The following is a 19,759-nucleotide window of genomic DNA, read 5'->3' as shown; positions in this document are numbered from 1 at the left end:
CTGGCCGTGACGCGGCATGCGCGGCTTCGATTACAAGCCCGCCGCCGCCTTCATCAAGTGAAACACCTGCGTATTCTCGATCGTCCCCTTGAACGGCGCCGAGCCCGCACCCACCGCATACAGCTTCACATCCCCGCCCCCGTGCGACTCGTAGACCGTATGCACGCCGGCTTCCTGCTGGTACTTGTCGCCCAGCGCCACCGCGCTGTCCACGTCGGTGCGCACGTCAGGGCGGACCTTGCCGTTGCCGAAGACGAGGGCCGTGAAGCTCTTGCCGTCGGCGTCCTTTTTTGGCTGGCCATTGGCGTAGTCGTGCACGATGTCGAGCACCTTGCTGCCGCGCTTCGGGTAGCCGCTGAGCACCATGGTGTGGTCATGGTCGGCGGTGACGACGACCAGGGTGTTTTCCAGGCCAGGGTCGAGCGCGCGCATGCGCTCGATCGCCGCCTGGATCGCTTCATCAAACGCCACCGTGTCGGCCAGTGCGTTTTTCGCGTTGTTGTCGTGCAGGGCGTGGTCGATCTTGCCGCCTTCGACCATCAGGAAGAAGCCGTCCGGGTCCTTCGACAGCAGGTCGATCGCCTTCAAGGCCATCTCGCCCAGGGTCGGCTGTTCGGGACGGCGCGCCAGCGCGTAGTCCATGTGGTCGTCCGCGCTGTAGATGCCGACGAACTTGCGGCCCGGCCGCGCCGACATCATGCCGGCGCGGGTGTTGGCCACCGCATAGCCCTGCGCCGCCAGCTCGGCCAGCAGGTCGCGTCCGTCGGCGCGGCCCTGGGGATTGCCGGCCTTGTCGTAGGGCGTGAAGTGGTGGCGCCCGCCGCCCATCAGCACGTCGACACCATCGCCCAGCGCCGGGTTGTAGCCCGCCCCGCCCGGCACCAGCTGGCGCGCGATGGTGTAGGCCGCGTCGCGGTGGCACACGTGCGAGAAGGTCGAGGCCGGGGTCGCGTGGGTCAGTTCGGTGGTGGTCACGGCGCCCACGGCCTTGCCCCGTGCCTTGGCCAGTTCCAGGATGGTCGGGGCGATGCTGCCGTTGTTGTCGCCGCACTGGTCGAGCGTCTGGTTGCCGTTGGCGTCCTTGAGCGGGTCGATGGCCCTGGCATCCTTCATCGAGATGCCGTCCTGGTTGATCTTCACGCCGGTCATGTAGGCGCCCATCGAGGGCGCGCTGTCGGTGGTCTGGAAGTCGTTCGAATAGGTCTTGATGCGCGCGGTGCGCTCGAGCCGCTCGAAGCTCAAGAGGCCGTCCTCGCCATGCCTGTAGATGCGCGCGGCGGTGATGGTGGTCGGGCCCATGCCGTCGCCGAGGAAGAAGATGATGTTCTTCGCCTTGGGCGCGGCGATGGCGCTGGCGCTGAACACGGTCGCTGCCAGCAGCAGGGGAAGTCGCTTTTTCATGTGCATTCCTGTTCTTACAAGCCGGCCGCGGTCTTGATCAGGCCAAAGACGCGGGTGTTGTCGATGGTGCCGCGGAACAGCTCCGCGCCGGCGCCGGTGGCGCCGAGATAGACGTCGGTCCCGCCGTGGGTCTCGGCCCCGGTGCGGGTGCGCACGACCGCTTCCTGGTGGTAGTCGTCGCGCGTCACGATGTCGTCGGTGAGTGCCGGCTGGCTGCCGCGGCTGCCGTTGACGCGGTTCTCGCCGGTGCCGAATCCGATGATGGTGAACGGGCGGCCCGCCTTGTCGAGCTTGGGGCTGCCGTCCAGGTTGCGCACCAGGCCGAGCACGCCCGGATTGGTGGGCGTGGTCTTGCCGGTGCGGACCGTGTAGCCGTTCAGGAGCAGCGTGTGGTCATGGTCGGCGGTGGAGACGATGAGGGTGTTCTTCAGGCCCGGGTCGAGCGCTTCCATTTTGTCCAGCGCGGCCTGCATGGCGTCGTTGAACGAGACGGTTTCCTGCAGCGCGCGCTTGCCGAGGGTGGCGTGCAGCGCGTGGTCGATCAGGCCGCCCTCGACCACCAGGAAGAAGCCCTTGCCGGCGCTGCCTGCGTGCGGCGCCAGCAGGTCGATGGCCTTGCGCGTCATGTCGGTCAGGCTCGGCTGGCTGGCCGGCTTGCGCACGGCGTCGTAGTCCATGTGGTTGGGGGCGAACAGGCCGATGGCCGGCTGCTGCGCAGTGTGGGCCAGTGCGTTGAAGCCGGCCGTGTCGGACACCACGCGGAAGCCTTGGGCGCTCAATTCGGCCAGCAGGTCGCGGTTGTCGGCGCGCTTGCCGCCGCGCGCGAACGGGGTGAAGAACTGGGCGCCGCCGCCGAACAGCACGTCCAGGCCGCGCGAGCCGAGGGCGGCGTTGTAGCCGGCGCCGCCGGGCACCAGCATGGCCGCGAAGTCGGTTTCGAGCTTGCGGTGGCAGCCGTGCCCGTAGCTCGATGCCGGCGTGGCGTCGGTGACGCTGGTGTTGGTGACCACGCCCAGCGCCATGCCGCGGCGTCTTGCCAGTTCCAGCAGGGTGGCGGCGGGTGCGCCGTTCTCGCAGCGACTAAGCAGCGCGTTGCCGTTGGCGTCCTTGGCGGGGGCGACCGATCGGGTGCCGGCCGACATCGAGATCACGCCGTTATTGTGTTTTACCCCGGTCATGTAGGCGGCCATGCCGGCCGCGCTGTCGGTCACCATGGCGTCGTTCGAGAAGGTCTTGACGAAGGCCGATTCGGGCAGGCGGTCGATGGTGAGCTGGCCTTCTTCGCCGGCGTGGAAGATGCGGGCGGCGGTGAGGGTGTTCAGGCCGAGGCCGTCGCCGAGGAAGAAGATGACGTTCTTGGCGCGCTGGTCGGTGTTTGCCTGGGTGGGAATGGACTGGGAAGGCGGCGGCGCGGAGGCGCAGCCGGCCAGCGTGGCGATCAGGACGGCGCTGGCGAGGGTGGACAATCGCATGAAAACCTCTACGTTGGGGAAGCGGAGAGTTTACACCTTGCCAAGTGCATATGGCGGGGTGAAATGTTGCGGGATTGTTGGCAGAACTTGGGTTCCCGCCTGCGCGGGAAGTCGTAGGCGCCAGTGGCGCGTACGACGGTCTTGAGGCTAACGAAGATAGTGCCGTAGCGGGCGGTTGAAGCAGTAGGTCAAACGCCAGGCTTGAATTCCCACTTCTTCCACGCCGACAGCACGGCGTTCGGGTATTGCGGTTTGCCGCGGCTGCCGTTGTAGCGGCCGAGGGCGAGGTAGAGGTTGCCTTGTTCCATGTCGATGTACATGCGCAGGATCGAGCAGCCGTAGCGCAGGTTGGTTTGCATGTGGAACAGCTTGCGGCGGTCGGCGTCGCCGATGACCTTGGTCCAGAAGGGCATCACCTGCATGTAGCCGCGCGCGCCGGCGATCGAGATGGCGTACTTGCGGTAGGCCGACTCGACCTGGATCAGGCCCAGCACCAGGCCCGGGTCGAGCCCGGCGCGGGTCGACTCGTACCAGGCGACTTCGAGGAACTCGGTGCGGCCCTGTTCGTCGGGGATGCGCTTGGCCAGGCGGCGCGACATCTCGCCGAACCAGGCCTGGTAGCGCACCCGGGTGGCGTCGTCGCGCAGCACCGGCTTCGGGGGGCGGCTGTCGCGGATGGCGTTGGCCAGGGCCAGGCGCACGGAATCGGCCATCGCCTCTTCCTTCTGGTTGCCGGCGTGCGCCGACCCGCCGAGCATCAGCCCGGCGGCCAGCAGCACGCTGCACGTCCAGGGAACCAGCGTGACGAGGTTCACTTGCCCAGCTTGCCCTTGATGAAGGCGACCATGCCGTCGACCGGCACGCTGGTGGCGGCGTCGTCGCGGCGGCCCTGGTATTCCAGGTTGCCTTCCTTCAGGCCACGCTCGCCGATCACGACGCGGTGCGGCACGCCGATCAGTTCCCAATCCGAGAACATGGCGCCCGGACGCAGGCCGCGGTCGTCGACGATCACGTCGACGCCAGCCGCCATCAGCTCGGCATACAGCTTCTCGACCTGTTCCTTGACCATCTCGCTGCGGTCCATGCCCATCGGGCACAGCACCAGCTCGAAGGGTGCGATGGCGTCCGGCCAGACGATGCCCTTGTCGTCGAAGTTCTGCTCGATGGCCGCGCCCAGGATGCGGGTCACGCCGATGCCGTAGCAGCCCATCTGCAGCGGGGCCGGCTTGCCGTTTTCGTCGAGGAAGGTGGCGCCCATGGCTTCCGAGTAGGCGGTCCCGAGCTGGAACACGTGGCCCACTTCGATGCCGCGTTCGATGGCGAGCACGCCCTTGCCGTCCGGCGAAGCGTCGCCTTCGACCACATTGCGCAGGTCGGCCACGATCGGCTCGGCCACGTCGCGGCCCCAGTTGGCGCCCGTGAAGTGGAAATCAAGCTCGTTGGCGCCGCAGACGAAGTCGGCCATGTTGGCCACGGTGCGGTCGGCCACCACGGTGAGGGGCAGCTTCGCGCCGATCGGGCCAAGATAGCCCGGCACGGTGCCATACACGTCCTGGATCTCCGCTTCGGTCGAGAAGCGGAAGTCCTTCAGGCCCGCCACTTTCGAGACTTTGATCTCGTTGAGTTCATGGTCGGCGCGCAGCAGCAGCAGGAAATAGGTCTTCTTGCCCTCGTTTTCCACCGTCAGGGCGATGCTCTTGACGTGCTGCTGCAGCGGGATGTTCAAGAGTTCTGCCACGGCTTCGCACTTGGTCTTGCCAGGGGTAGAAGTCTTGGTGAGCGCCTGGGCGGCAGCGAGGCGCTCGCCGATCGCCAGCGCTTCGGCCGCTTCCATATTGGCCGCGTAGTCCGACTCCTTGCAGTACACCAGCGCGTCTTCGCCGGTGCTGGCGATGACGTGGAATTCATGCGAGCCGGTGCCGCCGATGGCGCCGTTGTCGGCCGCCACCGCGCGGAATTTCAGGCCGAAGCGGTTGAACACGCGGGTGTAGGCGTCGAACATGTTCTGGTACGAGGCCTGCATGCCGGCCACGTCGCGGTCGAACGAGTAGGCATCTTTCATGGTGAACTCGCGGCCGCGCATCAGGCCGAAGCGCGGGCGGCGCTCGTCGCGGAACTTGGTCTGGATGTGATAGAAGTTGACCGGCAGCTGGCGGTAGGATTTGATTTCCGAACGCACGACGTCGGTGATGACTTCTTCCGAGGTGGGCTGGATCGCGAATTCACGGCCGTGGCGGTCTTTGACGCGCATCAGTTCCGGGCCCATCTTGTCCCAGCGGCCAGTCTCCTGCCACAGTTCGGCCGGCTGCACGAGCGGCATCAAGAGCTCGATCGCGCCTGCGCGGTTCATTTCTTCACGGATGATGCCTTCGACCTTGCGGATGATGCGCAGGCCGGTCGGCATGTAGGTGTAGATCCCCGAACCGAGGCGCTTGATCATCCCGGCGCGCATCATCAACTGGTGGCTGACGATTTCGGCGTCGGAAGGCGCTTCTTTAAGAGTTGAAATAAAAAATCGTGAGGCGCGCATATCCGTGAATTCTTTTTAAAAAGAGAGAGTTATAATCGACCTAATTTTAAAGGATTAGCTGGCTGATGCGTCCAATCTTTCTACAAATGGGTCCGGAACACGCAGCACCCGCTCCGTCGGCAACTCGCCGGCAAGGTGGTAATGGCAATTTGTGGGTAAAAATATAAGGATCGTACGGCCGGCAGAAAGTTTCGAGGTGCACTTATGCTCGATCGTGAAGGGTTTCGCCCCAACGTCGGCATCATCCTGCTGAACGCCAACAACGAGGTGTGGTGGGGCAAGCGGGTGCGCGAGCACTCGTGGCAATTTCCGCAAGGGGGAATCAAATACGGCGAGACGCCGGAACAGGCGATGTACCGTGAGCTCGAGGAAGAAATCGGCTTGCGCCAGGAACATGTCAAGATCGTGGGGCGAACCCGCGACTGGCTGCGCTATGAAGTGCCCGACCACTTCATCAAGCGCGAGATCCGCGGCCACTACCGTGGCCAGAAGCAGATCTGGTTCCTGCTGCGCATGGTGGCGCGCGATAACGACGTCAACCTGCGCCTGACCGACCATCCCGAGTTCGACGCCTGGCGCTGGCACGACTACTGGGTGCCGCTGGACGTGGTCATCGAGTTCAAGCGCGATGTCTACCAGCGGGCCCTGCAGGAGCTGTCGCGCTTCATCACCTGGCCCGCCAAGGGCCCGCACGGGGAACGGCGCCATAGTGCCCGTTACCTGAGGCAGCCGCATGGCCGCTCGCAGGCCGGCGGCAAGGTCGCGCAGCAGCAAGCGGCGCTCGAGGTCGCCGGCGCATCGGCCGCGCCCGCCACGCCGGATTCGCTGGCGCTGGCGCCGGACGAGTAAACCAAGGGGAGCCTGCGCGCTCTAATGCTGTTCAGTTAGTTTCAATATGCACGTCGTTCCGGCGCAGGCCGGAACCTAATGTTGCAAGCGTTTCAATAGCGCGATCAGAACTTGGGCGGAACAATGCCTGTGGCATTGTTCCGGCCTCCGCCGGAACGACGTTTTTACGTTAACGAAGGAAGCGCGCGCGCCTCGTTTATGCCGGCCGCATTGTCAAAAGCTGTATCCAGCCATGACAATGTTCGGATGAAACTCTCCCACCTGCTCGCCTGCGCTGCCCTGCTCGCCACCTTCCCCGCCCATGCGCAGCAGGAGGCGTCCGCCAAGGGCTGCAAGTACGTGAACGTCGCCAGCGTGCCCTTGCGCTATACCGGGCCTGGGCTCGAGCTGACCATGGAAGGCTCGCTCAATGGCACGCCGGCGACCCTGCTGGTCGATACCGGCGCCAGCGACACCGCACTCACGCGCACCGGGACCGAGCCGCGCGCCATGACGCTGTGGAATACCGGCACCAGCGTCATGGGCGTGGGCGGCTACAGCCGCATCTACAACACCCGCTTCAAGGAATTCCGCGCCGGTCCCGTGTCCTCCAGGCCGGGCAGCCTGAGGGTGATCCACGATTTCGGCAGCGCCCCGGCCTACGACGGCATCGTGGGCGCGCCCTTCCTGCTGCAGGCCGACCTCGAATTCTCGCTGGCCGAAAAGCAGATCCGCTTCTTCCGGCCGGTCGACTGCCGCAAGGATTTCCTGGCCTACTGGGATCCGGAAGCCGTCGTCCTGCCCTTCGAGCGCAGCTACAGCCGCAGCCCGAATCCCCACTTCACGGTGCTCCTGAACGGCAAGAAGCTCAACGCCATCATCGACAGCGGCGCCTCCACCACCGTGGTCACGCTCAATGCCGCCAAGCGCGCCGGCCTGAAGCTCGACGCGCCCGGCGTCGAGCGCGCCGGCTACAGCGCCGGCGTCGGCGAGTCCCGGGTGGCGCGCTGGGTAACCGTGTTCGACACCCTGCAACTGGGCGCCGAGACCATCCGCAATGCGCGCGTCGGCGTGATCGACGCCGACCTGCACGACATCGATGTGCTGCTCGGCGTGGACTTCCTGCGCGCACACCGGGTGCTGTTCGCCATGAGCCAGGAAAAACTCTACATCAGCTACATCGGCGGCGAGCCGCTGGGACAGCGGCGCGGCATCGAGGCCTGGATCCAGCAGGAGGCCGACGCCGACAACACCGACGCCCAGATGATGCTGTGGCAGCTGTACCGCAGCGGCCAGGGCGTGGCGCGCGACCCGGTACAGGCCAAGACCTGGCTCGACCGCGCCGCCGCCGGCAACAACCCCTTCGCCAACTTCTTCATCGGGCGTGGCCACATGCCGCGGCGCCAGTACGCCCACGCCGCGCGCCACCTGCGCCTGGGCCTGGAAAAGCTGCCGGGCGACCGCAGCGCCGCCCTGTGGCTGTATCTCGCGCGCCTGCACCTGGGCGAGGGCGAGGCCGCCAGGGCCGACCTGGAAAAGACCTTCGCGCGCGACGACAACGACCAGTGGCCCTCGCCGGTCGCCCGCCACTTCCTGGGCAAGATCGACGAAAAGGAACTGCTGGAACAAGCGCGCGACGACAAGGCGCGCGCCAACAGCCAGGTGTGCGTGGCCAAGACCATGATGGCCGAACGCGTGGCGGCCAGCGGCGACATGGAGAAGGCGAAGGCGCTGATGGCCCAGCGGCCGGAGTGCGGGCCACCGCCGCAGCCGCAGCCGCAACCGCAGCCAAACAAGGCGTAGAGCGCGGGGGCGCGGGAAGCGCTAAAATGCCCGCTTCCCGCCATTTTCCTGCCCTCTCCCGCCATGTTTACTCCGTCTTCGCACGACGTGCGCCGCTTTTTCTGCGACGCCCTGCGCAAGCAGCGCAACAACGAGATCCTGACCCCGATGGACGCCATCGCGGCCGACTGGATCGTCCAGCATCCCGAATACCACGATCAGCTTGGCGACGTCGATGCGGCGATCGCGCGCGATTACTCGGTCGAGGGCGGCCAGGCCAACCCCTTCCTGCACCTGTCGATGCACCTGTCGATCGCCGAACAGGTATCGGTCGACCAGCCGCGCGGCATCAAGGCCGCGCACGACCTGCTGGTGGCCAAGCGCGGCGAGCACGACGCCCACCACGAGATCATGGAATGCCTGGGCGAGATGATCTGGGCGTCCCAGCGCAACGGCGTGCCGCCGGATACCGAGGCGTATATCGAGTGCGTGCGGCTGCGCGCGGCGCGCTAGCGCCTGCTGGACATGATTCAATAATGCGGCCGGTGCCGCATTTTTTGTATCATGTTCCGATTCACAACAGGCAGCAGCAGCTATGCAGGGTGGATTGCATAAAAAGAAACTTCCCTTCTAGAATTTACGCATGAACCCCATCCTGTGCCGCGCGCTCACGCGCCTGACCCTGGGCGCGGCCTGCGCCTTCCTGCCCCTCGCCCACGCCGCCGCCGAGGCGGCCAAGTGCAGTTATACGCCGATCGGCAAGCTGCCGCTCCGGTACAGCGGGCCCAGCCTGGAAATCACCACCGAGGGCACCATCAACGGCACCCCGGCCGAGCTGCTGGTGGACACCGGGGCCTACGCCACCGTGCTCACCCGCACCGGCACCGAGCGGCGCGGCATCCGGCTGTATGCCACCGGCCGCCACGCCTCCGGCGTCGGCGGCAGCTCGCCCTTGTATGCGTCGATCGTCAACGAATTCATCGTCGGGCCGGTGCGCGCCGGCCGCAGCAACATGCCGGTGCTGGGCAGCTTCGGCGACACGCCCTCGTATGACGGCATTCTGGGCGCGCCCTTCCTGTTCCAGACCGATCTCGAAATTTCGCTCGCGACCAGACAGCTGACCTTCTTCGTGCCCAAGGGCTGCGGCGGCGTCTTCCTTGGCTACTGGGGCCAGGACGTGCAGGAAGTGCCGCTGCGGCGCCATAACGAAGACCACATGAATCCCCACTTCTTCGTACGCATCAACGGCAAGGAGCTGGAGGCGATGATCGACACCGGCGCCGCCTTCAGCATGATCACCGGCGACGCGGCCAGGCGCGCCGGCATCGCGCTCGATGCGCCCGGGGTCGAGCGCGGCACCGACATCGTCGGCGTGGGCAGCCATGCGGCCAATCGCTGGTTCGTGAAAACCAGGTTCCAGATCGGCGAAGAGACCGTCGAGAACGCCGACATGGCGGTGGAAAACTCGGGCCTGAACAGTGCCGACGTGATCCTCGGCGCCGACTTCCTGCGCGCCCACCGCGTGCTGTTCGCCATGAGCCAGAACAAGCTGTATTTCTCGTATGTGGGCGGCGCGCCCTTCGGCCAGCGCCGCACGCTGGAACCGTGGATGGTGGCCGAGGCCGAGGGCGGCAATGCCGACGCCCAGCTGGTGCTGGCGCGCGCCTACAGCGGCGGCAAGCTGGTGGCGCGCGACCGCGCGCTGGCCGGCGAGTGGCTGGAAAAGGCGGCGCAAGGCGGCAGCGCCCATGCCAAGCTGTATACCGGCCACGACCTGCTGGAGCGCCGCGACTACGCCGGCGCCGCGACGCGCCTGCGCGCTGGCCTGGACAAGCTGCCGGCCGAGCGCCACGCCGCGCTCTGGCTGTACATCGCCCGGGTAAAAAGCGGCCAGGCCGAACTGGCGAAGTCGGAACTGGCCACCATCTTCGCGCGCACCCAGAGCGACGAATGGCCCAAGCCGATCGGCGAGTTCTATCTGGGCAGCCTGGCGGCCGACAAGCTGCTGGCGCAGGCCGGCGACGACCGCAGCGAAGGCAAGGGGCGCCGCTGCGAAGCGCTGTCGGCGATGGCGGACTGGCACCGCGCGCACGGGCAGGCGGCGCAGGCCTCCACGCTCGATGCGCAGGTGGAGGCCGGCTGCGGCGATACCGGACGGCGCTACGACAAGCTCGGGGACTGATCCCGGCCCATCACCCCAGCTTGTCGTCCGCCACGCGGTAGCGCGGGTCTTCCAGCAGGTTCACTTCGATCATGTCGCTGGCCTTGCCGAGCAGTTCGCGGCAGTCGGGGCTCAGATGGCGCAGGTGCAGGCGCTTGCCCAGCGCCCGGTAGCGCTCCGCAAGGGCGTCGATGGCCTGGATTGCCGAATGGTCGGCCACGCGCGCATGCAGGAACTCCACCACCACGTCCTGCGGGTCTTGCGCCGGCGTGAACAGCTCGCTGAAGCTGGCGCTGGAAGCAAAGAACAGCGTACCGTCCAGCGCATACACCTTCCAGCCCTGCGCGTCGATGCTGGTCGCCACCGTCACCTGGCGGGCGTGCTGCCAGGCGAACACCAGCGCCGACACCACCACGCCGGCCAGCACCGCCACCGCCAGGTCGAAGGCCAGCGTGAGCCCGGCCACCAGCACGATCACCAGCGCATCGGCGCGCGGCACCTTGCCGAACAGGCGGAAAGTGCCCCATTCGAAGGTCTTCTCGCACACCACGAACATCACGCCCACCAGCGCGGCCAGCGGGACCTGCTCGATCCAGTGCGAGCCCACCAGGATGAAGGACAGCAGGAACAGCGCCGCCGCGACACCCGCCAGGCGCCCGGTGCCGCCGCTGTTCACGTTGATCATGCTCTGGCCGATCAGCGCGCAGCCGCCCATGCCGCCGAACAGGCCGCTGGCGACATTGGCCGCGCCCAGCGCCAGGCTTTCGCGGTTCGGCTGGCCGCGGGTGCCGGTGATCTCGTCGACCAGGGTGAGCGTGAGCAGCGATTCGATCAGGCCGACGCCGGCCAGTACCAGCGCATACGGGAACACGATGTACAGGGTCTCGAGATTGAAAGGGACGTCCGGGAGCGAGAAGGCAGGCAGGCCGCCCGCGATGGAACCGAGGTCGCCCACGGTTTTGGTATCGACGCCCAGCAGCGCGCAGCCGGCCGTGGCCAGCAGGATGCCCACCAGCGTCGACGGTACCGCTTTCGTGATGCGCGGCGCCAGGTAGATGACGGCCATGGTGGCGGCGGCGATCGCCAGCATGGTCGCCAGTTCGGCGCCCGGCATCCACTGCATCGCGCCATCCGGGCCACGGGTCTTGAAGTGGCCGAACTGCGCGAAGAAGATCAGCAGCGCCAGTCCGTTGACGAAACCCAGCATGACCGGGTGCGGCACCATGCGGATGAACTTCCCCAGCTTCGCGGCCGCGAACAGCAGCTGCAGCCCCCCCATCAGCACCACCGCCGCAAACAGGTACTGCGCCCCGTGCTGCACCACCAGCGCCACCATCACCACCGCCAGCGACCCGGCCGCCGCCGACACCATGCCGGGGCGGCCGCCGAAGGCCGAGGTGATGAAGCAGACCAGCACCGCCGCGTACAGGCCGGTCAGGGGCGACACCTGGGCCAGCAGGGCAAAGGCGATCGCTTCGGGGACCAGGGCCAGGGCGACGGTGAGGCCGCTCAGGAGGTTGGATTTGATGTGGGACGGCATGGGGGGTTCCGGTGGGGTGGTGCAGGGTGAGGCGGGTGGCGGCGGTGCGAACTTGGGTACCGGCCTTCGCCGGTACGACGTGCATGAGATGACCACCAGTGGTAGAGCCGTCGTACGCGCCACTGGCGCCTACGACTACCGGCGAAGGCGCAGCAGCACTCCAAAAAACAAATCCCCCCGCCAGCTACCCGGTCGGGGGGATCGCAGTTTACCAGCCCGCGGCTGGCAACGCTGGAATGCTGTTACTTGCTGACCACGAACTGCGTCGGCAAGCTGCCCAGGTAAGCGCCGATATCGGCCATGTCCTGGTTCGACAGCGGCTGCACCTGCCCCGCCATGATCGGGTTGGTGCGGCCATTGGCGCTGGCGCCGCGCTTGTAGGCGCGCAGGGCGTGGGTCAGGTATTCAGGGTGCTGGCCGGCCAGCTTCGGGTAGCTCGGGTCGATCGGCTTGTTGTAGTCGGCGCCGTGGCAGGATGCGCAGTTGTACTTCTTGGCCAGCGCCTCGCCCTTGGACACGTCGGCGGCCGAAGCGGTGAGGCAGAAGGCGCCGAGGGCCAGCGCGAAGAATAGTTGTTTCATTGGCTGTCCTTAGCGCTTGACGGTGGCGGGAGTCTGGGCCGCGTAGTAGGCGGCGACGTCGGCGATATCCTGGTCGCTCAGGCTCACGGCGATGCCGCGCATCGACGGGTGCTTGCGGTCGCCCTTTTTATACGCGTGCAGTGCCGATTCGATGTACTTGGCCGACTGTCCGCCGATCATCGGCACGCGATAGACCTCGGGGAAGGACGCCTTGTAGCCCGGGATGCCATGGCAGCCGATGCACATTTCGATCTTGGCCGGTGCGGCCTTCGGATTGCCGACGACTTCCGCGGCAGCGGCGGTACCGGCAAAAGCCGCCAGGACCAGTAAGGCTAAAGATGTTTTCATGGTGTGGCTCGTTAGTTGTAATTCGAATACCGCAAACGCACAAAAAGTTAGCAAATGGACTATCAAGCTGACGATTCTATCTGAAGAGTTGTCCCCAGTCTACAAACGCACGCACTCTCGAACGCGCCTGTTCTGTCTTATACTCGGCCAGATTTCCCCTTATTTCACCTCACCGCAGAGCGCACATGCAAGCTTCCCAACGCTTCGAAGGCAGCGACAACTACGTTGCCACCGCCGACCTGAAACTGGCCGTCAACGCCGCGCTGACGCTCGGCCGCCCGCTCCTGATCAAGGGCGAGCCGGGCACCGGCAAGACCATGCTGGCCGAGGAAGTGGCGGCCGCACTGAACATGCCGCTGATGCAGTGGCACGTGAAGTCCACCACCAAGGCCCAGCAGGGCCTGTACGAATACGACGCCGTCTCGCGCCTGCGCGATTCGCAGCTGGGCGACGAACGGGTGCGCGACATCCACAACTACATCGTCAAGGGCGTGCTGTGGCAGGCCTTCACGGCGCCGGAACCAGTGGTGCTCCTGATCGACGAAATCGACAAGGCCGACATCGAGTTCCCGAACGACCTGCTGCGCGAACTGGACCGCATGGAGTTCTTCGTCTACGAGACGCGCGAGATGGTGGTGGCCAGGCACCGCCCGCTGGTGATCATCACCTCGAACAACGAGAAGGAATTGCCGGACGCTTTCCTGCGCCGCTGCTTCTTCCACTACATTAAGTTCCCCGACCGCGAGACCATGGTCGACATCGTCAAGGTGCACTTCCCGACGCTGAAACAGGACCTGCTGGCCGCCGCCCTGCACAGCTTCTACGAGCTGCGCGAAGTCGCGGGCATCAAGAAGAAGCCCTCGACCTCGGAATTCCTGGACTGGCTCAAGCTGCTGCTGGCCGAAGACATCCCGTTTGAAGCCCTGCGCAGCCAGGACGGGAAAGCCATCGTGCCGCCGCTGCACGGCGCGCTGCTCAAGAACGAGCAGGACGTGCACCTGTTCGAGCGCCTGGTCCAGATGGCGAGGACCAACCGATGATCCGGGTGCTGCCGGTCACGCTCGAGTTCAACGGCCTGCGCCTGGAGCCGCTCGCGCCGCACCACGAGGAAGGCCTGCGCGCCGCCGCCATGGACGGCGAACTGTGGAAGCTGCGCGTGACCAGCGTGCCGGAACCGCACGCGGCCGGCCAGTACATCGAGACCGCGCTCGAGATGCGCGACCGCCTCGCCTTTGCCGTCGTCGACGCGCGCAGCGCCACCCTGCTCGGCTCCACCAGCTACCACGACATCGTGCCAGGCGTCGACCGCGTGGAGATCGGCTACACCTGGTACGCCGCGCACGCCCAGCGCAGCCACGTGAACACCAGCTGCAAGCTGCTCCTGCTGTCGCATGCCTTCGATACGCTGGGCTGCGCCGTGGTCGGCTTGCGCACCGACTGCGAGAACTTCGCCTCGCAGGCCGCCATCGAGCGCCTGGGCGCGCACAAGGACGGCACCATCCGCCACCACGCGCTGCGCCGCGACGGCAGCGTGCGCGACACGGTCATGTACAGCATCCTGCGCGCCGAATGGCCTGCCATAAAAAGCGCGCTGCACGAGCGCCTGGAACGGCACGTCCGAAGCTGAACTTATGCTGATCGATTTCTTCTATACGCTGCGCGACGCCAGGGTTCCGGTCACGATCAGGGAATTCCTGGTGCTGCTCGAAGCCTTGCAGCGCGGTGTGATCGCCCCCTCGCTCGACGAGTTCTACTACCTGGCGCGCCTGACCCTGGTGAAGGACGAGGCCCACTTCGACAAGTTCGACCGTGCCTTCGGCGCCTACTTCAAGGGCGTGAACGCGGTGTTCGACGAGAAGGCCGAGATCCCGCTCGACTGGTTGCTTCGACGTTTCGAGCGCGAGCTCACGCCCGAACAGAAGGCGGCGCTGGAAAAGCTCGGCTACGACAAGCTGCAGCAGCGATTGGCGGAGCTGCTGAAGGAACAGCACGGCCGCCATGAAGGCGGCAACAAGTGGATCGGCACCGGCGGCACCTCGCCCTTCGGGAACGGCGGCACCAACCCGGAAGGCATCCGCATTGGGGGCCAGAGCCGCAACCGCACGGCGGTCAAGGTGTGGGAGCAGCGCAGCTACCGCGACTACGACGACGAGCGCGAACTGGGCACGCGCAACATCAAGGTGGCGCTGCGCCGCCTGCGCCGCTTCGCCCGCACTGGCGCCCTTGATGAACTGGCGCTGGACGACACCATCCGCGCCACCGCCAGCAATGCCGGCTGGCTCGACATCCGCATGCAGCCCGAGCGCAAGAACCGCATCAAGGTGGTGATGCTGCTGGACGTCGGCGGCTCGATGGACGACCACATCGAACGCGCCGAGGAACTGTTCTCGGCGGCGAAGAGCGAATTCAAGAACATGGAGTTCTACTACTTCCACAACTGCGTCTACGACTACCTGTGGAAGAACAACCGGCGCCGCCACAGCGAGCGCTTCCCGACCTGGGACGTGCTGCGCAAGTACCCGAACGACACCCGCATCATTTTCGTGGGCGACGCCACCATGAGCCCCTACGAAGTGCTGGCCCCGGGCGGCTCGGTCGAGTACAACAACGAGGAAGCCGGCGCGGCCTGGCTGGCGCGCTTCACCAATGCGTTTCCCAAGTTCGCGTGGCTCAATCCGGAGCCGGAGAACCTGTGGGAGTACCGGCAATCGATTTCCGTCATCCGGCAAATCATGAACAACCGGATGTTCCCGATCACGCTCGAAGGGCTGGAGCGGGCCATGCGCCTGCTCTCGAAATAGGCGTATTCCTCACGGCATGCAGGTCAAGCGTGCGCGCCTGTCCTTCTTGTAGAATTAGCAAAAATGCCACATGCAGGGTGGTCCGGGCCACGAAAGGCGGCTCCGCCGACCGCGCGTCCATCTCCCGGATGCCTCATGGCGGCGCATGCTTTAGTTGAACGCGCGGTCGGCATAGCCGACCACCCCACAACGTCCAAGGACAACCATGCCAGACCTGCTGCCCATCCTGACCAGCCTTGCGTGGCCGATCGCGCTCGCGGTCGCGTGGCTGGCCGGCGAATTCGGGCAGCGCTTCACGGGCCTGCCCCGCATCAGCTTCTATGGCCTGGTCGGCTTCGCCCTGGGCAGCGCGCAAATCGGCGTGCTGCCGGCGCCGGACGCCGGGCCGGTGGCCCTGCTGGCCGACATCGCCTTCGGCCTGATCCTGTTCGAGCTGGGCTACCGCATCAACCTGCGCTGGCTGGTCAACAATCCCTGGCTCGGTGTCGCCGGGCTGGCCGAATCCGTGCTCACGTTTGTCGCGGTCTACCTGGTCGCCCTCGCCTTCGGCACTACCCATATCATCGCCCTGATGATGGCCGCGCTCTCCATGGGCACCTCGCCCGCCACGGTGGTGCGCGTCATCAACGAGCAGCGCAGCTCGGGCCAGGTGACCGAGCGCGTGCTGCACCTGACCGCCCTGAACTGCGTGCTGGCGGTGTTCGCCTTCAACGCCATCATCGGCTTCTGGATCTTCCGCACCTTCGACGCCGTGGGAGAGGCCCTGTGGCAGAGCAGCGTGATGCTGGCCGGTTCGGCCCTGGTGGGCGCGGTGTTCGGCGTGGTGGTCCCGGCGCTGCTGCGCGCCATCCACAACCCGCGCCAGGACGCCACCGTCGCCTTCGCGCTGGCCATCGTGCTGCTGGCCGCCATCTGCGACGCCGGCGCGCTCTCGCCCTACATCGCCGCGCTGGCCTTCGGCCTGACCGCGCGCCACCGCCGCATCGCCTTCAGCCAGGCGCAGCGCAACTTCGGCGCGCTGGGCGAGCTGCTGACGGTGCTGCTGTTCGTGTACGCCGCCTCCACCCTCGACTGGCGCCAGATCGCCGCGGGCAGCGCGCTGGCTGTCGTCGTGGTGCTGGTGCGCCAGGTGAGCAAGATGCTCGGGGTGACCGCCTTCGCCCGCCTGTCCGGGGTAAGCTGGCGCAAGGGCGCGCTCACCGGCCTGGGCCTGGCGCCGCTGTCGGTGTTCGTGATCCTGCTGATGGAGCATGCGCGCCACGCCGGCGTGCACGTGGTCGAGGAACTGCGCGCGATGGCGGCGGTGACGATGCTGCTGGAAGTGTTCGGGCCCGTGATCATCCAGCGCGTGCTGGTTTGGGCCCGCGAAGCCCCGGAGAACCCGCATGCCGCTTGACGCGTTTACCCCATCGCAGCCGCTCACCTTCGGGGTCGAGCTGGAACTGCAGCTGGTCAGCCTGTCGGACTTCGACCTGACCGCGGCCAGCCCCGACCTGATGCACCTGTTGAAGCGCAAGCCCTTCCCCGGCAATGTGACGCCGGAGATCACCGAGAGCATGATCGAGATTAACTCGAGCGTGCACACGTCCTGGGCGCCGCTGCTGGCGGAACTGCGCGAGATCCGCGACGCGCTGGTGGCCGCCAGCGACATGCTCAACATCGGCATCGCGGGCGGCGGCACCCATCCGTTCCAGCACTGGTCGGAACAGAAAATTTCAGCTAAGCCGCGCTACGAATACCTGTCGCAGCTGTACGGCTACCTGGCCAAGCAGTTCACGGTCTTCGGCCAGCACGTCCACATCGGCTGCGCCAACGGCGACGATGCGCTCTATCTGCTGCACGCCCTGAACCGCTACTTGCCGCACTTCATCGCGCTCTCGGCTTCCTCGCCTTTCGTGCAGGGGATCGACTCCGGCTTCGATTCGGCGCGGCTCAACTCGGTATTCGCCTTCCCGATGAGCGGGCGCGCGCCGTTCGTCCTTACCTGGCAGGAGTTCACCGAGGTCTACTTCGCCAAGATGGAACGCACCAACATCATCAAGAGCATGAAGGATTTTTACTGGGACCTGCGGCCCAAGCCCGAATACGGCACCATCGAACTGCGCGTGTGCGACACACCGCTCACGGTGGAACGGGCAGCGGCGCTGGCGGCGTATTTGCAGGCGCTGTGCCGCTACCTGCTCACGCGCGCGGAAGAACCGCCCGTCGAGGATGACTATCTCGTCTACAACTACAACCGCTTCCAGGCCTGCCGCTTCGGACTGGAAGGCTCGCTCACGCATCCGAAGACCTACGAGAACGTGGGGATGCGCGAGGATATCCTGGCGACGCTCGAGAAGATGATGCCGCATGCGGAGGCGCTGGGGAGCGTGGAGGCGCTGCAGCATCTGGCGGCGGCGGCGCGTGCGGGGAGCGATGCGGCGCAGTTGCGTGGGGTGTTCGAGCGCGAAGGCAGCGTCGAGGGGATGGTGCATGCGGCGATACAGCGGTTCAGGGGGGAGCGGCGGATGCGGTGGCAGCGGGGGTGAGCGTTGTAGGGGAACGTGATAGCGGCCACGACAGCAAACCCCGTCGCTCCCGCGCAGGCGGGAGCCTAATTTACGCGAACACCCTGCAGCGCCCGCTTGTACCACATCACTCAAAACCGTCGCACCGGCGAAGGCCGGTGCCCAAGTTTTGCGTGAGTGGCACGCTACGAACTTGGGTTCCCGCCTGCGCGGGAACGACGGTTTTAAGGATAACAATGAAAAAAACTGCAGCGGCTCTCGCGCATCGGAAAACCTTTGTTACGCCACCACCGCCTTCCCACTCCACGCCCCCTTCATGAACCTCGCCAGCAGCGGCTGCTTCACCTGCGGCCTGGGCAGCTGTTCATCCACCAGCCCCGCCCAGCGATCCGCCAGTTGCTCGCAGGTCGCCCGCAGCACCGGATCGATATCCGGCAATCGCGACAGCGCGCACAAGTGGCGTTCGATCACCGAGGCCAGCTTGACGCACGGCTGTTCGCCGTCGCCGCGCGCGGTGTAGTGGGACATCAGGTGCAGCAGGGACGCCACCAGCAGCACGTCCTGGCTGCGCGGTTCTTGCGGCGTCATCGCCGGGTCTGCAAAAGGAATGTTCACGCACGCCCTCCTTACGGACAGTCAAGCAGTTGGATGAGAATGATTCTCATTCATTATTGACTGGCCGATTGCCGAAAGCAAGCGTTTTCGATGAAGGACAAGTTACAGCCGCGTTTCCCGGGCCGCCCGCAGGAATTCATCCAGCACCGGCGTGCAGTCGAGCAGCTCGACGCCGCCGGCGCGGTGGAATTCCGGATGCCATTGCAGCCCCATCACGAAGTCGGCGCGCTCGTAGCGGATCGCTTCCACGATGCCGTCGGGATCCGAGTAGGCCTCGACCCGGATATCGCGTCCCAGTTCCTTGACGGCCTGGTGGTGGATCGAATTCACGATCGGCCGCCCGGCATGGCCAAACATCTTGCCTAGCGACGAACCGGGCGGGAAGCGGATCGCATGGCGATGGGCGTCGTACAGGTCGTGCACGTGGGCCAGTGCCTCGGGCACGTTGGTGGCCACATCCTGGTACAGCGTACCGCCGAACGCGACATTGATCAGCTGGCAGCCACGGCACACCCCCAGCACCGGCTTGCCGGCATCGACGAATTCGTGCAGCAGCTCGAGTTCATACAGGTCGCGCGCGCGGTCGCCGCTCCATTCCGGGCGGGTGGGCGATTCGGAATAGGTTTGCGGGGCCACGTCCGCCCCACCCTGCAGCACCAGCCCGTCGAGGTGGCGCGCGTAATGGCGCAGGGTGATGTTGCTGGGGTGCAGAAGCCCGTTGGTATTCACCGTGGGGATCATGAAGACCAGCACGTCGCGCGACATCACCCATTGGGCGATCGATTCTTCGAGGTACTGGAGATTCTTGCTGAGCAGGCCCTTGGCGCCCGCTTCAGGATGGAAAATGCGCGCCGACACCCCGATGTGGAGCGTACGGTTCATGAAGTCGCGATTGAAACGATCGCGTAGTGCGCGCCAGCGCGAACTCAGGACCCGTCCGGCCAGCGCCAGCGGCGTGTCGCCATCGCGCTGGTAGCGCGGCCCGCGCGCGGACTGGCCACGCGTGGCGCGGCGATCCGGAACCCGCACCGGGGCTTCGGGACGCGTTTCGACCGGGGGGCCGGGGACTTCCTCGGGGGGTTTTTGATCGTCTTCTGCCATGCCTACCAATATAGCCGGGCTGCGGCGACGACCGCGCACGATGTGGCGGTGTGGGGGGCTGTGCTGCTGCCACACAACAGCAACGGCGCACA

General features: G+C 66.1%; 18 protein-coding genes. 9 read left to right on the top strand and 9 right to left on the bottom strand.

From position 1 onward, the window contains the following. Nucleotides 1-30 precede the first annotated feature (30 nt). The 4 genes from BM031_RS15445 to BM031_RS15430 form a co-directional block, all read right to left on the bottom strand. Nucleotides 31-1,407: an alkaline phosphatase gene (locus BM031_RS15445; protein WP_091875451.1), complete on the bottom strand. Its 1,377-nt coding sequence runs from the start codon at nucleotides 1,405-1,407 to the stop codon at nucleotides 31-33. Between the two features lie 8 nt (nucleotides 1,408-1,415). Further along, nucleotides 1,416-2,873 carry an alkaline phosphatase gene (locus tag BM031_RS15440; RefSeq protein WP_091875450.1) on the bottom strand — a complete coding sequence of 486 codons (1,458 nt, stop codon included), beginning with the start codon at nucleotides 2,871-2,873 and terminating at the stop codon, nucleotides 1,416-1,418. A 188-nt stretch (nucleotides 2,874-3,061) separates the two neighbouring features. Beyond that, nucleotides 3,062-3,631, bottom strand: a complete 570-nt coding sequence (locus BM031_RS15435; RefSeq protein ID WP_091875479.1) for a lytic transglycosylase domain-containing protein — start codon at nucleotides 3,629-3,631, stop codon at nucleotides 3,062-3,064. A 53-nt stretch (nucleotides 3,632-3,684) separates the two neighbouring features. After that, complete coding sequence (locus tag BM031_RS15430; protein WP_091875449.1) at nucleotides 3,685-5,403, bottom strand: proline--tRNA ligase; 1,719 nt, start codon at nucleotides 5,401-5,403, stop codon at nucleotides 3,685-3,687. A gap of 204 nt (nucleotides 5,404-5,607) precedes the next feature. On the opposite strand from BM031_RS15430, the gene BM031_RS15425 reads away from it, so the two are divergent. From BM031_RS15425 to BM031_RS15410, 4 genes are all read left to right on the top strand, one after another. After that, nucleotides 5,608-6,252 carry an RNA pyrophosphohydrolase gene (locus tag BM031_RS15425; RefSeq protein ID WP_091875448.1) on the top strand — a complete coding sequence of 215 codons (645 nt, stop codon included), beginning with the start codon at nucleotides 5,608-5,610 and terminating at the stop codon, nucleotides 6,250-6,252. A 246-nt stretch (nucleotides 6,253-6,498) separates the two neighbouring features. Continuing rightward, nucleotides 6,499-8,034, top strand: a complete 1,536-nt coding sequence (locus tag BM031_RS15420) for a retroviral-like aspartic protease family protein (RefSeq protein ID WP_177207777.1) — start codon at nucleotides 6,499-6,501, stop codon at nucleotides 8,032-8,034. 63 nt (nucleotides 8,035-8,097) lie between these two features. Further along, on the top strand, nucleotides 8,098-8,526 hold the full coding sequence (locus tag BM031_RS15415) for a DUF1841 family protein (protein WP_091875446.1): 429 nt from the start codon (nucleotides 8,098-8,100) through the stop codon (nucleotides 8,524-8,526). A gap of 130 nt (nucleotides 8,527-8,656) precedes the next feature. After that, nucleotides 8,657-10,195, top strand: a complete 1,539-nt coding sequence (locus tag BM031_RS15410) for an aspartyl protease family protein (protein WP_091875445.1) — start codon at nucleotides 8,657-8,659, stop codon at nucleotides 10,193-10,195. 10 nt (nucleotides 10,196-10,205) lie between these two features. Here BM031_RS15410 and BM031_RS15405 read toward each other — a convergent pair whose 3' ends face one another. The 3 genes from BM031_RS15405 to BM031_RS15395 form a co-directional block, all read right to left on the bottom strand. Then, nucleotides 10,206-11,714: a SulP family inorganic anion transporter gene (locus tag BM031_RS15405; protein ID WP_091875444.1), complete on the bottom strand. Its 1,509-nt coding sequence runs from the start codon at nucleotides 11,712-11,714 to the stop codon at nucleotides 10,206-10,208. Nucleotides 11,715-11,956: 242 nt separating this feature from the next. Further along, nucleotides 11,957-12,295, bottom strand: a complete 339-nt coding sequence (locus BM031_RS15400) for a c-type cytochrome (protein ID WP_091875443.1) — start codon at nucleotides 12,293-12,295, stop codon at nucleotides 11,957-11,959. A 9-nt stretch (nucleotides 12,296-12,304) separates the two neighbouring features. Beyond that, nucleotides 12,305-12,643: a c-type cytochrome gene (locus tag BM031_RS15395; RefSeq protein WP_091875442.1), complete on the bottom strand. Its 339-nt coding sequence runs from the start codon at nucleotides 12,641-12,643 to the stop codon at nucleotides 12,305-12,307. Nucleotides 12,644-12,828: 185 nt separating this feature from the next. On the opposite strand from BM031_RS15395, the gene BM031_RS15390 reads away from it, so the two are divergent. From BM031_RS15390 to BM031_RS15370, 5 genes are all read left to right on the top strand, one after another. Next, entirely contained in the window at nucleotides 12,829-13,683 is an 855-nt protein-coding gene (locus tag BM031_RS15390) for an AAA family ATPase (protein WP_091875441.1), read from the top strand. Beyond that, nucleotides 13,680-14,270, top strand: a complete 591-nt coding sequence (locus tag BM031_RS15385; RefSeq protein WP_091875440.1) for a GNAT family N-acetyltransferase — start codon at nucleotides 13,680-13,682, stop codon at nucleotides 14,268-14,270. The genes BM031_RS15390 and BM031_RS15385 overlap by 4 nt, the downstream gene beginning before the upstream one ends. A gap of 4 nt (nucleotides 14,271-14,274) precedes the next feature. After that, nucleotides 14,275-15,444 (top strand): vWA domain-containing protein, encoded by a 1,170-nt coding sequence (locus BM031_RS15380; RefSeq protein ID WP_091875439.1) that lies wholly within the window; start codon nucleotides 14,275-14,277, stop codon nucleotides 15,442-15,444. Nucleotides 15,445-15,649: 205 nt separating this feature from the next. Then, nucleotides 15,650-16,840 (top strand): cation:proton antiporter, encoded by a 1,191-nt coding sequence (locus BM031_RS15375; RefSeq protein ID WP_091875438.1) that lies wholly within the window; start codon nucleotides 15,650-15,652, stop codon nucleotides 16,838-16,840. Further along, on the top strand, nucleotides 16,830-17,972 hold the full coding sequence (locus tag BM031_RS15370) for a YbdK family carboxylate-amine ligase (RefSeq protein WP_091875437.1): 1,143 nt from the start codon (nucleotides 16,830-16,832) through the stop codon (nucleotides 17,970-17,972). Before BM031_RS15375 ends, BM031_RS15370 begins: the two co-directional genes overlap by 11 nt. Nucleotides 17,973-18,230: 258 nt before the next feature. Here BM031_RS15370 and BM031_RS15365 read toward each other — a convergent pair whose 3' ends face one another. Further along, nucleotides 18,231-18,539, bottom strand: a complete 309-nt coding sequence (locus BM031_RS15365) for a hypothetical protein (protein ID WP_091875436.1) — start codon at nucleotides 18,537-18,539, stop codon at nucleotides 18,231-18,233. A gap of 129 nt (nucleotides 18,540-18,668) precedes the next feature. Then, nucleotides 18,669-19,667, bottom strand: coding sequence for a gamma-glutamyl-gamma-aminobutyrate hydrolase family protein (locus BM031_RS15360; protein WP_091875435.1), 999 nt, complete (start codon nucleotides 19,665-19,667; stop codon nucleotides 18,669-18,671). Between the last annotated feature and the right edge of the window lie 92 nt (nucleotides 19,668-19,759).

The organism is Massilia yuzhufengensis (genome assembly GCF_900112225.1).
Lineage (GTDB): Bacteria > Pseudomonadota > Gammaproteobacteria > Burkholderiales > Burkholderiaceae_D > Telluria > Telluria yuzhufengensis.
Note: the sequence above shows the minus strand (reverse complement) of the source record. Positions and strands in the feature narration are given on the sequence as shown.

What these genes read in the sequence shown, in the direction of transcription:
- BM031_RS15440 (WP_091875450.1), bottom strand. Translation starts at nt 2,873, where the DNA reads ATGCGATTGTCCACCCTCGCCAGCGCCGTCCTGATCGCCACGCTGGCC.
- BM031_RS15375 (WP_091875438.1), top strand. Translation starts at nt 15,650, where the DNA reads ATGCCAGACCTGCTGCCCATCCTGACCAGCCTTGCGTGGCCGATCGCG.
- BM031_RS15385 (WP_091875440.1), top strand. Translation starts at nt 13,680, where the DNA reads ATGATCCGGGTGCTGCCGGTCACGCTCGAGTTCAACGGCCTGCGCCTG.
- BM031_RS15380 (WP_091875439.1), top strand. Translation starts at nt 14,275, where the DNA reads ATGCTGATCGATTTCTTCTATACGCTGCGCGACGCCAGGGTTCCGGTC.
- BM031_RS15395 (WP_091875442.1), bottom strand. Translation starts at nt 12,643, where the DNA reads ATGAAAACATCTTTAGCCTTACTGGTCCTGGCGGCTTTTGCCGGTACC.
- BM031_RS15390 (WP_091875441.1), top strand. Translation starts at nt 12,829, where the DNA reads ATGCAAGCTTCCCAACGCTTCGAAGGCAGCGACAACTACGTTGCCACC.
- BM031_RS15430 (WP_091875449.1), bottom strand. Translation starts at nt 5,403, where the DNA reads ATGCGCGCCTCACGATTTTTTATTTCAACTCTTAAAGAAGCGCCTTCC.
- BM031_RS15445 (WP_091875451.1), bottom strand. Translation starts at nt 1,407, where the DNA reads ATGCACATGAAAAAGCGACTTCCCCTGCTGCTGGCAGCGACCGTGTTC.
- BM031_RS15415 (WP_091875446.1), top strand. Translation starts at nt 8,098, where the DNA reads ATGTTTACTCCGTCTTCGCACGACGTGCGCCGCTTTTTCTGCGACGCC.
- BM031_RS15360 (WP_091875435.1), bottom strand. Translation starts at nt 19,667, where the DNA reads ATGGCAGAAGACGATCAAAAACCCCCCGAGGAAGTCCCCGGCCCCCCG.
- BM031_RS15370 (WP_091875437.1), top strand. Translation starts at nt 16,830, where the DNA reads ATGCCGCTTGACGCGTTTACCCCATCGCAGCCGCTCACCTTCGGGGTC.
- BM031_RS15400 (WP_091875443.1), bottom strand. Translation starts at nt 12,295, where the DNA reads ATGAAACAACTATTCTTCGCGCTGGCCCTCGGCGCCTTCTGCCTCACC.
- BM031_RS15435 (WP_091875479.1), bottom strand. Translation starts at nt 3,631, where the DNA reads ATGCTCGGCGGGTCGGCGCACGCCGGCAACCAGAAGGAAGAGGCGATG.
- BM031_RS15425 (WP_091875448.1), top strand. Translation starts at nt 5,608, where the DNA reads ATGCTCGATCGTGAAGGGTTTCGCCCCAACGTCGGCATCATCCTGCTG.
- BM031_RS15405 (WP_091875444.1), bottom strand. Translation starts at nt 11,714, where the DNA reads ATGCCGTCCCACATCAAATCCAACCTCCTGAGCGGCCTCACCGTCGCC.
- BM031_RS15410 (WP_091875445.1), top strand. Translation starts at nt 8,657, where the DNA reads ATGAACCCCATCCTGTGCCGCGCGCTCACGCGCCTGACCCTGGGCGCG.
- BM031_RS15365 (WP_091875436.1), bottom strand. Translation starts at nt 18,539, where the DNA reads ATGACGCCGCAAGAACCGCGCAGCCAGGACGTGCTGCTGGTGGCGTCC.
- BM031_RS15420 (WP_177207777.1), top strand. Translation starts at nt 6,499, where the DNA reads ATGAAACTCTCCCACCTGCTCGCCTGCGCTGCCCTGCTCGCCACCTTC.